Source organism: Acidocella sp. (assembly GCF_035535915.1).
Lineage (GTDB): Bacteria > Pseudomonadota > Alphaproteobacteria > Acetobacterales > Acetobacteraceae > Acidocella.
In genome coordinates, this window is sequence record NZ_DATLPB010000111.1 from 1 (window position 1) to 13934 (window position 13934).

The 13934-nt window shown below is 62.4% G+C and carries 15 protein-coding genes and 1 pseudogene; 11 read left to right on the plus strand and 5 right to left on the minus strand.

The features are described 5' to 3' along the window. The 7 genes and pseudogenes from VNC39_RS14730 to VNC39_RS14760 form a co-directional block, all read left to right on the plus strand. Positions 1-243: pseudogene (locus tag VNC39_RS14730) on the plus strand (aldehyde dehydrogenase (NADP(+))); the annotation flags it as partial. Between the two features lie 10 nt (positions 244-253). Further along, entirely contained in the window at positions 254-418 is a 165-nt protein-coding gene (locus VNC39_RS14735) for a hypothetical protein (protein WP_325400406.1), read from the plus strand. Between the two features lie 300 nt (positions 419-718). After that, positions 719-1222 (plus strand): DUF892 family protein, encoded by a 504-nt coding sequence (locus VNC39_RS14740; protein ID WP_325400407.1) that lies wholly within the window; start codon positions 719-721, stop codon positions 1220-1222. A gap of 163 nt (positions 1223-1385) precedes the next feature. Further along, entirely contained in the window at positions 1386-2717 is a 1332-nt protein-coding gene (locus tag VNC39_RS14745; protein WP_325400408.1) for a DUF2254 domain-containing protein, read from the plus strand. Positions 2718-2958: 241 nt separating this feature from the next. Continuing rightward, the gene (locus VNC39_RS14750; RefSeq protein WP_325400409.1) at positions 2959-3309 is read left to right on the plus strand and encodes a hypothetical protein; all 351 of its coding nucleotides are present in this window, start codon (positions 2959-2961) and stop codon (positions 3307-3309) included. 737 nt (positions 3310-4046) lie between these two features. Then, positions 4047-4298, plus strand: a complete 252-nt coding sequence (locus VNC39_RS14755; RefSeq protein WP_325400410.1) for a hypothetical protein — start codon at positions 4047-4049, stop codon at positions 4296-4298. An 84-nt stretch (positions 4299-4382) separates the two neighbouring features. Beyond that, complete coding sequence (locus tag VNC39_RS14760; protein WP_325400411.1) at positions 4383-4637, plus strand: DUF1150 domain-containing protein; 255 nt, start codon at positions 4383-4385, stop codon at positions 4635-4637. 60 nt (positions 4638-4697) lie between these two features. On the opposite strand, the gene VNC39_RS14765 is transcribed toward VNC39_RS14760, so the two are convergent. The 3 genes from VNC39_RS14765 to VNC39_RS14775 form a co-directional block, all read right to left on the minus strand. After that, positions 4698-4916 (minus strand): hypothetical protein, encoded by a 219-nt coding sequence (locus tag VNC39_RS14765; protein ID WP_325400412.1) that lies wholly within the window; start codon positions 4914-4916, stop codon positions 4698-4700. Between the two features lie 134 nt (positions 4917-5050). After that, a complete protein-coding gene (locus VNC39_RS14770) occupies positions 5051-5770 on the minus strand; it encodes an SDR family oxidoreductase (protein WP_325400413.1) in 720 nt (239 codons plus the stop codon). A 125-nt stretch (positions 5771-5895) separates the two neighbouring features. Next, positions 5896-6117: a hypothetical protein gene (locus VNC39_RS14775; RefSeq protein ID WP_325400414.1), complete on the minus strand. Its 222-nt coding sequence runs from the start codon at positions 6115-6117 to the stop codon at positions 5896-5898. 357 nt (positions 6118-6474) lie between these two features. On the opposite strand from VNC39_RS14775, the gene VNC39_RS14780 reads away from it, so the two are divergent. The 4 genes from VNC39_RS14780 (at position 6475) to VNC39_RS14795 (ending at position 10287) form a co-directional block, all read left to right on the plus strand. Continuing rightward, positions 6475-6969, plus strand: coding sequence for a hypothetical protein (locus VNC39_RS14780; RefSeq protein ID WP_325400415.1), 495 nt, complete (start codon positions 6475-6477; stop codon positions 6967-6969). Between the two features lie 200 nt (positions 6970-7169). After that, on the plus strand, positions 7170-9191 hold the full coding sequence (locus VNC39_RS14785; RefSeq protein WP_325400416.1) for an FUSC family protein: 2022 nt from the start codon (positions 7170-7172) through the stop codon (positions 9189-9191). Then, positions 9188-9394, plus strand: a complete 207-nt coding sequence (locus VNC39_RS14790) for a DUF1656 domain-containing protein (protein WP_325400417.1) — start codon at positions 9188-9190, stop codon at positions 9392-9394. Before VNC39_RS14785 ends, VNC39_RS14790 begins: the two co-directional genes overlap by 4 nt. 11 nt (positions 9395-9405) lie before the next feature. Next, positions 9406-10287, plus strand: a complete 882-nt coding sequence (locus VNC39_RS14795; protein ID WP_325400418.1) for an HlyD family secretion protein — start codon at positions 9406-9408, stop codon at positions 10285-10287. A gap of 180 nt (positions 10288-10467) precedes the next feature. On the opposite strand, the gene VNC39_RS14800 is transcribed toward VNC39_RS14795, so the two are convergent. Beyond that, a complete protein-coding gene (locus VNC39_RS14800) occupies positions 10468-11235 on the minus strand; it encodes an energy transducer TonB (protein WP_325400419.1) in 768 nt (255 codons plus the stop codon). A gap of 141 nt (positions 11236-11376) precedes the next feature. Then, positions 11377-13758 carry a TonB-dependent receptor gene (locus tag VNC39_RS14805; protein WP_325400420.1) on the minus strand — a complete coding sequence of 794 codons (2382 nt, stop codon included), beginning with the start codon at positions 13756-13758 and terminating at the stop codon, positions 11377-11379. Positions 13759-13934 lie beyond the last annotated feature (176 nt).

Consider the following 13934-nt stretch of genomic DNA (forward strand, 5'->3'; position numbering starts at 1 on the left):
GGCAGAATCGTAGCCAACGGTTTCTCGAATATCGTGGAGATATCGGATGCGCAAATCCATGGCGGTCCCTTTCCGGCGACATCCGACCCCCGCTTTACATCGGTCGGTAGCACGGCAATCAACCGCTTTCTGCGTCCCGTTAGCTATCAAAATTTTCCACCCGAACTTTTGCCGCCGGCACTTCGCGACGACAACCCACTTCGCCTCTGGAGATTGCGTGATAAGCTGCCGGGAAAGCTGTAGCACCTCCAGCGTGGAGCGGGTCAGCGGGCCACGGCGCTTCCGCGCCAGGGCGGAGGGCAAGAACCTGCTCGGCCTGCCCGACTGCATGCCGGTGGCGCCGATCATCGCCGGCCATCCCAAGGAAGCGGCGCCTCCGGTGCCACGCAACCGGTCGGCCGTGCGCTGGGTCGGCTGACCGGTCGATCGCCGGGCCGGGCACGCCAGCACCCGCGGTGATAAATGGCACCGCCGTCACCGGGCAAGCGAAAAACGTTCGCGCCCGGTGAGCCGCCGAAGGCAATTAAAGAATTCATGACAAATCCGACTGGATTGTCCGGCATCTTACCGCGATTGATCGAGATCAATTCAGCCGGGAAAGCGGTTCGTCTATGGTCCGCCTTCTCAACATCATCCATCCGGGGGTGTCGCAACCCCCCGGATCCGCCCGTCTTTCGAGCGCCCCTGTTGAGACACAACAATTACAAGGAGATGTCCGATGCCCGTGAATAACGCCAAGGAACTATTCATAAGAATGTTGAGCGACGTCCGGCAGCGCACCGAAAAGACCACGAAAATATATCAGGAATTGAGTGGGTTGGCGCAGGACCCCAACATCAAGGAGGCGTTGCAGTCGCGTGCGTTTCTTCAGGATCAAACTCTCAGTTCCCTGGACCGGTGCTTCGAACTGATCGGCGAGAAACCCTCTCCCGCGAACGACCGGCTGCATGACGCTTTTCTCGAAGATTTCCGCCGCGAGCTCGGTGAGATCCAGGCCCCTGCGGCCAAGGCGCTCTTTATCCTGGTCAAGGCCAATCATTTGATCCATCTGCGCATCGCCGAATATGTGGCGCTGATCGCCATGGCCGACGTGTCCGGGCATCTCGGCGTCGGCGTGCTGCTCGAGAGTTGCCTCGCGGACAAGCTCGCCTTCGTCGAGCGGACGCGCCGCCTGATCAGGCATGCCATCGAAACCAAGCACGAAATCAAGCTGGCGGCCTAAACCTTTCATAGGGGGCCCGCTCCACCGTGCAAATGAAATTCAAAAAAACCACCGGTGTGCCAGCGCTTTCTGATGCTGGCCGCCGCCACGGGGGGCGGGCGTGGAAGAGTCAAAAATCACCGAGATTTATTGACGGCCCCACACCGCCTTGGATGCGGCGAACATGAAGATCCGTCAGGTTTCATGGCAGCGGCTTGCGCAATGGCAGATCCCGATGGTCTACATTGTGGCCGGCCTGATCGTCAGCTTTGTGCTGCCGCGGCTGGAGCAAGCTTATTTCGGCCGCTATATGCACGAGGTCTCGGTAAACACGGCCATTGCATTCTTCTCTGCGGTCAGCTCGGGGATGATGGCGCTGACCGGCATCGTGTTCGCGATCGCTTTCGTGGTGGTGCAGTTCAGTGCGCTGGCCTACTCGCCACGGCTGGTTCTGGTGTTTACTCAAGATTCCAAAATCTTCCACACGCTGGGAATTTTCTTCTGCACCTTCATCTATTCTCTCGCGGCACTGGTCTGGACCGACCGCAACGGCTCGGGAAACGTTCCTGCATTTTCTGCCGTTCTCGTCATGCTTTTGCTGGTCGTCAGCATGGTGCTGTTCGCCCGGATGATCCAGAGCGTGAACACGCTGCAGATCAATGCCGTGCTGCGCACGATCGGCGACCGCGGCCGGGCGGTGATTGACGAGATGTTCGGCAACATGCCCGCCTATACCGGCGAGGCGCGGCAGCGAACGCGCATCGTGCCGGCAGAGTTCGGGCCGCCGGTGCAAACCCTGGTATATCTCGACGAACCTCTGGTAATCGCGAAACTCGAGATCGCCGCTCTGGTGCGTCTGGCGGCAGCGGCGGACGCTATATTGGTGCTCGAGTGCGGCGTCGGCGAGACGCTGGTGGTGGGCACCACCCTCTTGAACGTTTATCACGCACCGCATCGATTGCCGGAAACCTCCTTGATGCGGTGCATCCGTTTGAGAACCACGCGCACCTATGAGCAGGACCCGCGATATGCGATTCGCCTGCTGGTCGACATTGCCATTCGGGCGCTGTCCCCGGCGGTCAATGATCCCACCACCGCCGTTCAGGCCCTGGACCAGATCGAGGATCTGCTGCGACGCCTGGGGCGATGCCAGCTCGAGGCCGGTGAGGTCATGGATGCGCGCGGCATGACGCGGCTCGTGGTCCCGGTGCCGACCTGGCAGGACTATCTGTCATTGTCCTTCGATGAGATCCGGCAATATGGCGCGAATTCGGTACAGGTCGTGCGCCGGTTGCGTGCGGTTCTGGTGGGCCTCGCGGAGACTGTGAGAGCCGAACGCCGCGATGCCGTGTTGCATTACATCGCGCATTTGGACCTCAGTATCGGCCGCACCGGCTTCGACGCCGAGGACAAAGCGAGCGCGCTGGAAGAGGACCGCCAGGGGCTTGGCATGTCGCGCAAGCGCGGCCCGGGCGGCGAGGTCAAGGCGGCGCAGACGCGCGAAACCACCGTTTAGCGCGCACGCAGGCGTGTGCAGCGCCGCCGCAACCGCCGCATAACCAACTGAAAATCCTTAAAAATAATTACAAGACCATTACAGTATGTGGTACATATTCCATGGCCATGCGGTTTCAAGCCCGCGTGAGACGTGATTGGCGTCTCGTGGCGAACATACCCGGCACAAACATATTCATGAAGTACACCATTTGGTTGTTTCAGGCGAATGGATAGTCACTCACCAGTTGATGAGGCGTTTCATGCGTCGCAATTTTCCTGTTGCCTTGTCTTTCCTGGCATTGGCCGGATGCGCCACCACGCCGACCCTGCAAACCCGCCTCGCCCCCTATATCGGCGCGAGCGAACTGACATTGGTGCAGCAATTCGGCGTGCCGAACAAGGAGGCCAACGTGAAAGGCGTGCGCTATCTCGCCTATAACTGGCAGAGCCTCGCCGTCGACAATGGCGGCGCCTATGGCTGGTTCTTTCCCTCGATCTTCGAGAGCGGGCTCTACCCGCGGATTGTCAGTGATTATCCCTGTGAATTGATTTTTTTGCTGCGGGACGGAAGGGTGTTCAACTTCACCGTGCGCGGCGCCCATTGTTCCTGAACGCCGGCCTTCACGCCACCGCCGCGGATGCAGGCTCTCGCGCCATTTTTCGCGAAGGGCCAGCCGCCTTCGCCGCCGCCGCATACCGCGTCAGGTAGCCGCCAATCTGCCGGCAGGTTGTAGGCAACATCAACCAAAGGATTAGACGCGTACCTTTCCCGATCAAGCTCATCACGATGGACGTTCAGAAACGTCGACACAGATGAGCGCGAATCCTCCATGTGCCTAAGAGCATTCGCGGTCGCCCGGTGGTAGGTGGGATCCACAAGAAAATGGTTGAAGCGCCAAAGGACTCGGAAAATCCATTGGTTTTACCCGGTCCTTCTCCGCTCGGTGATAGCGAAGCACGTGGCTATCGAAGTTTTGACAAGGGAGCGGTGAGTTGGCGGCCTGTGCATCAGCGTCGCGCGTCGTGGTCAATTGGAAATATCGGGGCGCGGGCTTTGCGACCATTTTCCCGAATAAAAATGCGTTCATTCCGATGAGCGGTCAGTGCCCTGCTGAGGTGCTCCGGCGGTGAAGGCGGATACAGAGAAAGGGTTGATAGAAGCGATGGCTGTTATCGTGCTTGAGCAGGTGCCTGAGGCGAGCCTGGCCGCCGGGATCTCGGCGACGCTGCCAAGGCAATGCGGATCGCGGGTGGCGTCATGAGCGCCGAAATCGTCTCCCTTCAGGCATGGCGTCGCCGACATAGCGAACACCATGAGCCTGAGAGTCGTTCCGTTAGTCTTCCATGCATGCTGCCGACATGGCCCTATGGCTGGCTGCAGCCGGTGCTGGTGGACATCGATGTGAAAATGATCGCGGCGTTCGGCATGTTCGCCGCCTGCATCGCCGGCCAGGCGAATCTCGGCAGCTCGGTTTGCCACGATCCCTCGCCGCGTCCGGCACAAGATCACCGTCGGAGCGCCGCAATCATCGATTTTGCAAGGCGTCACCTGCCTCAGCCGCCCATGACCTATGAAGCTGACCGGAAGCGCATCCGGTGACGTGACGTCATCGCGCGGATGGCAACAGGTTGTTTAGTTTACCAACATGATCGTTCTTCCCGACTTAAGAAAAGGAATTGCTTAATGGACATGGAAATCCAAGACGATACACGCGATACCGTCTGTGAGCCCGTCATCAATGTTCGCCACATCTCTTCTGAAGAGCTGGAGTGTTTGGGAATGGACAAGGTTGCCTATGTGAGACCGGTCATGACCCAAACCGGTCCGGCGTTCGCCATTCATGCGGCGGACGGACGGCAGCTGGGCCTCGCCACTTCGGAAGCCCTGGCGGCGGCCGTGATCATCCAGAACGAAATGCTGCCGAAGCTCGTGCATTAAAGCGTCCCGGCATCCGGGGATTGGATTCGGGGCGCGCCGTTCCGGCCGGACCGTCCAGGCTCAGTCCGATGCCGCCCCTTCGATGCTTCCATCGTCCCGCTGCACCAATACCGCGAAATGCGCCCCGACCGGAGCCGGCACAATGTAGGTTTGCGCCATGCCGTTCCAGGGGCCCAGCACCGTCATGCTGCGCACCACGTTCACCTCCGTCAGCACCGCGCCGTCCTTCTCGCCGCCGCCGATGTGCGTGCTGTGCAGCTTTTTTCTGCGGGCGAGCAAGGGAAAGGCTACTTTTTGTGAACAAAAAGTAGCAAAAAAACTTTGTTAATCTGGGCCCGTGCGGTTTCACCGCCTCCGGCCCAGCATAACAAAAGTTTTTTGCGCCGCTTTTTTTCAAAAAAGCGGCCACTTCCTTACACCAGCACGCCGCCGCCATCGACCGTGACCACCTGGCCGGTGCTGAAGGTCTGGCGCATCAGGTACAGGTATGTCTCCGCCACCTCATCGGCCTCGCCGACCCGGCCGACCAGCAGCTTCGCGCCGACATCCCGGTACAGGCCCTCGCGGTCGGCTTCCGGCAATGCGTCCCACATTTCGGTTTTGACGACGCCGGGGGAGACGATGTTCACCCGGATCGGCGCCAGCTCGACGGCCAGCGCACGGGTCAGCGCTTCCATCGCCCCCAGCAGGCTGGCGGGCGCAACCCACCCTTTGAACGGCCGTGCCGAAGCGATGCCGGTGGTGAGCACGATCGAACCGCCTTGCCGGATCTGCGGCGCGCCGTATTTCGCCGCCATCACCGCCCCCCAATACCGCACGTCGAAAGAGCGGCGGGCCGCATCGATGTCGAGGGCGGAAAAATCGCCCAGCAACAGCCAGTCGCCGGCCGTGTAGACCAGATGATCGAAGGCGCCGATTTTTTTGAACAAAGCGGCAATCTGGCCCTCATCGGTAAGGTCGACGACATGCCCTTCCGTGCCGGCCGGCAGGGCCGCCAGGGCCTTCGCGACACGCTCCGGCTTGGCCGAAACCACGACCACGCTGGCGCCCTCACGGGCCGCCGCTTTCGCCGTGGCGAAACCGAGACCCGACGTGCCGCCGAGAACGACGACCCGCTTCTCTTTGAGATTCATAAACAACTCCGAAATTACCGATCGCCGCTTATGTAGACGCACCCGGCGAAGGGGCAAGATATCGGCGCCGCCGGCGCCCCCGCCTGGGCGAAACAGCCTGCGGCCCCAGCCGGCTCTCTAAAATGTTATTTTATCGTGAATCCTTTGGCGTCGAACACCATGACCTGGCCGGCAAAAAGTGGAATCTCCAGATAGGGCCCCGCCTCGCCAATTCGCTGCACCGAATCGCCGGTTACCAGCGGATGGCGTTGCAGGATCTCTTTCCAGATCCGTGGAAAATCCCAGCCGGCGCGGCGCGCGCCGTTGCAAACCTCCAAAAGATTTCCCACTAAATCACTCATATTCAATCTTTCTTGCCCACGACACCTAAACGCTCTGCTTGCCTTGTCTTCAGATGCCTCGACTTGATCTAGATCAAATGTCTCGCCCCCGTATCGCGGCACACGATCGGGACAACCGCATCCTGCATGGCCAACCCGACCCCAAAAATTCGCCTGAAACCGGGCCGCGCCCGGGGATTTCCGGCGCAAATCCATCGCGCCCGTGATCTGGTAAAAATACGCAATAAATGCAACCTGTTATGCATTCCATGACGACCGGCATAACCGGCCCACCTATGTTGGCAGGCCAATTTATCAACCATGAGTTGCTAATATTCAGGTTTGGGTGATGACGAAATCACGCCAGTGGATTAGGAACGGTTAATGACTATGGGCTCCTTCGCGAAAATCCTCAGCTGGCGGGCGCCGGGGAATTTTCCCTTGTTCATCGCCTTGGCAATCACCACCGGTCTGTCCGGCTGCGCGACGCTGAGCCATTACGAGCAATCCCTCACCCCACCGCACCCGGAAGCCGCACCGCCGTCTCCCGCCGCGCTGAGGGCGGCGGAGACACGCGGCTATCAGGAAGGGCTGCAGGCCGGCAAACGCATCCAGGCCCGGCACGACAGTGCCGTTGCCCAGGCGGCGCGGAACAAGGCTTCCAGCGAAGCTTCCGCGATGGCGCAGGAAGCCATCGAGGAAACGCAGGATATGCAGACGCTGCAAAAGGTCTGCGTCGGCGCCCAGACGGCCGCGAAACCCGCAGCCACCCCGACGGCCATCCCGCCGATCCCCCCCGCCCCCAAAACGAACTCTCCCGACGCGTTCGCCCCCAGCGGCCCGGCGGAACCGCTCGCCGCCGCGCCGGGCCCTTTTTAAGGCGGTCCCCCGGCGCCAAACAACGCGCGCCGGACCGGCGGAGCCTACCATGTCCAGATGCCAGCCTTCATCCAGGCCCATCATGGCCGATGACAAGGCATGCAAGTGCAACCGTCCCTTGTTCTTACGCGACATCTCCGTCGAGCCGGGATGGGCTAAATGGGTAGCTTCCTCTGTCCATTTCCGTTGCCCTGGCGCCAATGCCGAAACCCGATGAAATCACGTTCGCGCTAAAAACATTCCTCGGGGCCATGGCGGCTTTGTACGTGGCCTTCTGGCTCGGACTGAGCAATCCGTATTGGGCGATGGCGACCGCCTACATCGTCGCCAACCCGTTCACCGGGCCGATGCGCTCGAAGGCCATCTACCGTTTCTTCGGGACGCTCACCGGCGGCGCCGCCGCCGTGGCGCTGGTGCCAAACCTGGTCGGCGCGCCGCTGCTGCTCAGCCTCGCCCTCTCCCTCTGGGTCGGCCTCTGTTTGTATATCTCCCTGCTCGACCGCACCCCGCGCGCCTACGGCTTCATGCTCGCCGGCTACACCGCGGCGATTATCGGCTTTCCCAGCGTCGATTCGCCGCAGCTCATCTTCCAGACCGCGCTCACCCGCGTGGAGGAAATCACCCTCGGCATCGTCTGCACCACAATGGTCGGCACCGTGGTGTTTCCGCGCGCCATCGGCCCGGTTCTGGCGCGGCGCATCGCTGCCTGGATGAAGCCGGCCATCGACTGGACGACCGCCGCCCTCGGCGGCCGGGAAGCCGAGGCCGATATCGGCGCCGCACGGCGGCATCTGGCGGTGGAGGCGACCGATGTGGCGATGATGACCACGCATCTCGCCTACGATACCTCGCATCTGCAAAACGCCGTCCGCTATATCGTGCATCTGCGCATCTACGTGCTCAGCCTGATGCCGGTGCTGAGCGCCATCAATGACCGCGTCGCCGAATTGCACCGGCGGGATGGCATGACACCGGCGCTGCAACAAACGCTGGATGGGGTGCGCGATTGGGTCCAGGTCGGCGGGCCGGAGAGCGACGTTGCCTTGCGCGCCCAGATCCGCGCGCTGGAAACGGACGCCGCCTCCTGGAGCGGCCTGCTGCGCGCCGGCCTGGCGCGCCGGCTGGAGGAGCTGACAAGCCTGTTCCATCAGGCGCGGATCATCCGCCGGCACATTGTCGACGGCGACCCGGCTCCCGATGAGCCGCTGCGGAACGCGGACTATCTCGCCAACGCCGCGCTGCTGCGCGATCACGGCATGGCCCTGCTCTCCGCCTTCGCCGCCTTCCTCGCCACCCTGCTCACCTGCCTGTTCTGGATCGGGACCTCCTGGCCCGCCGGCGGCACGGCGGCACTGCTCGTCGCCATCGCCTGCTCGTTTTTCGCCGGGCTGGACGACCCGGCCCCGGCCCTGGCCAGCATGCTGCGCGACCTGCTGGTGATCAGCGTCGTCAACGGCCTGTATCTGTTCGTCATTCTGCCGCGGGTCGAAACCTTCGCCGCTTTATGCCTGGTGTTACTGCCGGCTGCCTTGGTCATCGGCGTGCTGGTGTCACGCCCGGCGACCTTCATCGTCGGCATGAACATGGGCGCGTTCGGGCCTACCATCCTGGCGCTGAACAATGGCTATACCGGTGATTTCGCCGGTTATGCGAATGGCGACCTGGCGATCATCGGCGGCGTGGCGACGGGGCTGGTGGTCACCCGGCTGATCCGGTCTGTGGGCGGGGCCTGGAGCGCCAGCCGCCTGCAGCGCGCGGCCTGGCGCGACATCGCCACCGTGGCCCAGACCAAGGGCGCCTCAGATCGCGCGGTACTGACCGGGGCGATCGTGCAGCGCCTGGGACAGATGATGCCGCGCCTGGCCGCTGTCTCGAGCGGCGCCGATGAGGCGGCCGCGGCCCTGCTGCGCGACCTGCGCGCCGGACTCAACATGATCGAGCTGCAAAATCTCTTCGACACGCTCCCGCCGGCGGCCCAGCGTCGCACCGACGAGGCGCTGTCGGGCATCGCCGCCTTTTACGCCCGGAACCCGCGTCAGCCGCCGCCGCAGGCGGTGCTTACCGCCATCGACGCGGCGATGCGCAGCCTCGCCTTCGACGCCGGCCGTTACGGCGAGGCGCTGATGCTGCTTTCAGGTCTACGCATCGTGCTGTTCACCGGCGCGCCGCCCCCGCAGGTCGAGAGCTGGCGCGCCGCGCCAAACATGGAGCTGCTCGCATGATCGGCGAAATCGATCTCTTCGGCGTGTTCCTGCCGCCCTTGCTGGTCTGGCTGGGAATCGCCCTGCTGCTCTCCACGGCCTTGCGTGCGGCGCTCCACCGGTTGGGCCTGTACCGCTATGTCTGGCACCGGCCGCTCTTCGACCTTGCCCTTCTCATCATCCTGACCGGCGCGGTGAGCTATGCCGCTCCGCGCCTCTTTTGACACAGGACCCCATGAAAGCCGCATCTCTCAGCCTCCGTCTCCTGGTCACTGCCTTGCTCGTCGCCGTCGCGGCCGTCGTGGCCTGGCAGCTCTGGGTCTATTACATGGACGATCCCTGGACCCGCGACGGCGCGGTCCGCGCCGACACGGTCCAGCTCGCGCCCGACGTGTCCGGCCCGGTGACGCGAGTGTTCGTGCATGACAACGAGCTGGTGAAAACCGGCGAACCGCTCTTCCAGGTCGACCCGACGCGGTTCCTGCTCGCGATCCTCCAGGCCGAGGCCGACGTTACCCGCACCAAGGCGGTGATGCAGGATGCGCAGCGCACCGCGAGCCGCTATGGCAGCCTGTCGGCCAACGCCGTGTCTTCCGAAGACCGCGACCACGTGGTCAGCGCCGCGCAGGAGTCCCAGGCGGCGTATCAACTGGCGCAAGCCAATCTCGCGCTGGCCAACTACAATCTGCAACGCGCCACCGTGCGCGCCACCGTGAACGGCACCATCACAAACTTCTCGATGCGGCCGGGCGATTTCGTGACCTCCGGCACGCCTGTCCTGGCGCTGGTCGACGCCGATTCGCTGTATGTCGACGGCTATTTCGAGGAAACGAAATTGCGGCAGATCCATGTCGGGGATGCCGCGCGGGTCATGCTGATGGATGGCAGCCCGGCAATTCTGGGCCATGTGCAGGGTTTCGCCGCCGGCATCACCGACGGCCAGCGCACGGCGAGCCCGACCCTGCTCGCCAACGTGAACCCCACTTTCACCTGGGTGCGCCTGGCCCAGCGCGTGCCCGTGCGCATCGCCCTCGACCATGTGCCCGCCGGCACCAAACTCGTTGCCGGCATGACCTGCACGGTCGTGATCGGGCAGAAGGAAGCAGGCGCTTTTTGAAAAAAGCGCCGCAAAAACTTTTGTTACGCTGGGCCTGAGGCTGTGTCGCTGACAACGCCCATGCCCTCCGGGCCTATTCCAACGGTGCTACGCACCGCCGGAACCTTCAGCCCCTCCGCCCCGCGTCACAAAGTTTTTTTGCTACTTTTTGTTCACAAAAAGTAGCCTTCCCTTCCTTGCTTAGTCGCCGTCGACGTCGGGCGCCGCCATCTGGAAATTGACCGTGACGGTGATGTGATAGGTCCGGCCCTCAAAGCCATGCGGCGGCGGCGGGTAGGCGGCGATGCGCGCATCCCTCAGCGCCGCCTCGTCGAGCAGCGGATAACCCGATGAGCCGGTCAGCGTGATATCGGTCACAATGCCGTTGAGATAGGTGAAGGTGAGCTGCGGCGCGCCGGATTCGCGCGCCATCTGCGCCGCCTGCGGATAGACCTCGTTGGCATGCGCCTGCAGCGCACGCTTGATCGCGGCACTGAACGCGTCGACCTGCCCGCCGCTCGGCGCCGGCGGGGCCGGCGGTGGCGGTGGGGTCTGCGCCACCGGCGGGGTGGCTTGCGGCGGCTGCGGGGTCGGTGGCCGCGGGGTTGGTGGCCGCGGCGGGGCGACATGGCGGACCACGTGATGCACGACGGCATGCGGTGGCGGCGGCGGCAAAGGCGGCGCCATCGGCAGAGGCGGCGGCGGGGGTGTCACCGGCTTCGGCGGCGGGGGCGGCGTCACCGGCTTGGGCATTGGCTGCGGGACCGGCGGCGGAGGCGGCTTCGGCGCGGGCGCCGGCGCGACGATCGAAATTTTCACCGGCGCCGCAACCGTCGCCGGCGTTTCCTTGTGCGATATCGCCGGCAGCAGCAAGGCGAGTCCGCCCAGCTCCAGCAACACGCCGATGCCGAGGGCGGCGGCGAAGCGCCTTCCGTCGGTCCGCGGGTTCATCCACATATCAGATCGCATTGTTTCCGCCATAAAAACCAACCTCGACAGCAAACTCATGTAACGCAACGGAGTCCGGCTTGCGCCGGACTCCTTCTCGGTTTCTTTAAATTGTCATCCCCGGCGGAGCGGGCACGCCGCCAACCGCCCCGCCGGCGACAATCAGAAGCCGATAGGCATCGACACCGAGGCGAAAACCGCGATGCCAGGCAGCACAAAATAGAGGTCCTGGCCGTCGGAAACTTGGCCCGGGCTGAAGATGATCTGCTGCTGGTTGGTGATGTTGTCGACGTTCAGCTTCACCTTGATCTGCTTCATGTGCGGCGCAGGGTTGTTGAACGTATAACCCACCGCCAGGTTCACCAGGTTGTACGGATCGTACCAGGCACCGGGGTGGCGCGGATTGGCCAGCGCGCCGCCGCCGTTGGTGGAACCGTTGCTGTCGAACTCGCCACCGGTCCACTGATCGATGACCGAAGCGTAATAGCCGTTCTTGTCGTAAATGATGCCGGCATTGGTGGTGAATTGCGGTACCTGGGCGAGCGGATCGCCGGTGCCCGTCTGGTTGGCCAGGTTCCAGCCGCCATTGCCGAACAGGCTGATGCCGTTGTTGAACGAATAGGTGGCCTCGCCTTCGATACCCTTATAGATCGCGCCACCGTCATTGAAGAACGCTGTGTTGACGCCCGAGCCCCGCGACACGATGTTGTTGGTGAAGTGGATCAGGTACACGTCGCCGCCCAAGGCCCAATGCTGGTCCTGGTAGGCAACGCCGGTTTGGTAGTTCCAGGTGACTTCCGGCTTGAACGACTGCTGATTGACGTTGTTTGTATAGAAGGTGTTCAGGTTCGGCGCGAGCATGCCTTCCGCGACCTGGGCATAGGCCGAGAGGTTCGGCGAGAAGCTATATTTCGCCTCGAACGAAGGCAGGGGCATGCCCCAATCATGCTGCGTGCCGGAGGGCTGTTCGGTCTTCTGCTGCACCAGCGCATCCTGCTGGCGACGGAAGAAGGCGTATTTCACACCCCCGGTCAGCGTCAGATTCTGAATCGGCTGCCAGTCGAGCTGCACGTAGGGCTGGAACGTATAAAGCTGGTTGTGCTGCAGACGGTCGATCTGGCCATTATTATTCGTGCTGGTGATCAGGCCGCCATTCGCGTCATTCGGGTCGAAGTTCGGCAGATTCCCGTTAGACAGAGCGTTTTCGCCGAGGAAGCGCGTGTTGACCTGATGGTCGAACCAAACGCCGGTCTTGATGTCGCCCCAGGCGAAATCCTTCTGCAGGCGCTGAATCGTGCCGACCGAGCGATAGTTCATGAAGAACGTTTCACCCGGCACACCAGCCGTGATGGGGCCACCCGGCGAGAGTTCAACTTCGTTCGGCAACGCCCCCGGCCCTTCATCGTTCACATCGTCGCCGTTATTGTCGGCATGGTAATAGGCATAGGTGTAGACCTTGCCGTCATATTCCCAGCCGTCGGCAAGATGCGAGGCAAGGTCGACATATTCCATGTCGGTCGTGATCTTGTCGAAGTTGAACTTGAAGAAGTTCTGCGAATTCGGGTTGTTGCTCAGATTGAAGTTCCGGCCGAACTGCTGCATCTCGGAGAGCGTCGCGCCGGTGACCGGATTCTGATAAAGATTGTTGTAGTCGGCGAGGAAAGTCAGCGTGCTGCTGTTGCCGACCGGCACGACCACCTTGCCGAAGAAGTTGCCGCGGTCCTGATTTGTGTGGGTCAGCGCACCGTCGGAATTGTCACGCTCGACATTGAACACCGCTGACGCGCCATTGGCCTCTTGGATCGCGCCGCTATCGATGCGCAGCCCTTCGACGTTGGTATTGTAGCTGCCATAGGAGCCGTACGGGGTGAACGTCGTCGTCGGCGCCGGATCGATCGTGCGGATCGACATGGTGCCGCCGAACGTGGCGTTACCGACCGTCTCCGCGGTGCCCGGGCCGCGATCGATGACCAGCTGGCCGATCTCGTCATTGGTGAAGAACGAGGTGGTGTGGTGCGTGAAGTCGTTGGAGTCGCCAATGGGAATGCCATCGATCGTGACGTTGTACTGGCCGTCCTGGAAACCGCGAATGGTCGGCGCGGTTTCGCTGAGGCCCGGGCCGTTCGGGCTGACCAGGCTCACCGACGGCGTGAGGCGCGCGATGTCGGCATAGCTCGACGTGCTGGTCAGCAGGTTCTGAATCGTGTGCTGGCTGACCACCGAGGTCGGCTGCGTCGAGTTCAGCGGCGTGAGCGAGGGCGCGTTGTAGGGCGCGGTGCCGGGGGTGGTGGCCAGGTCGGCGACGTTGCCCGTGCCGGTGGAGAGCACCGCGCCGAGATCCAGATTGGACGGAGCGGTGAACCCGCTCGTGTCGGTCACGCCGCCAACCGCCGGCGCGCTCTGCGGCGTGACACTCTGCGCCTGAGCCGGCGCCGCCAGCGGCGTCGTAGCAAGCATTACACCAAAGCCCGACATCGCCAGATAAAGCACCCGGTGCGACGACGCACGCCCCAGAACACGGCGTAACGTGAAGTTATGATCCATCGTAAATTAGTCTCCCAGACTGAATTTTATCCCGACGCCGGCACGATCATTCGGCGTACTTGCAGGCGATTATCTGAAATCGACAAAACATTCGCTTTCATTTTGGAGAATGTTTTGTGACACGAACTGCAGCAGATATTAACAAATCGTCATTAATATGAACTCCGAAAATTTTC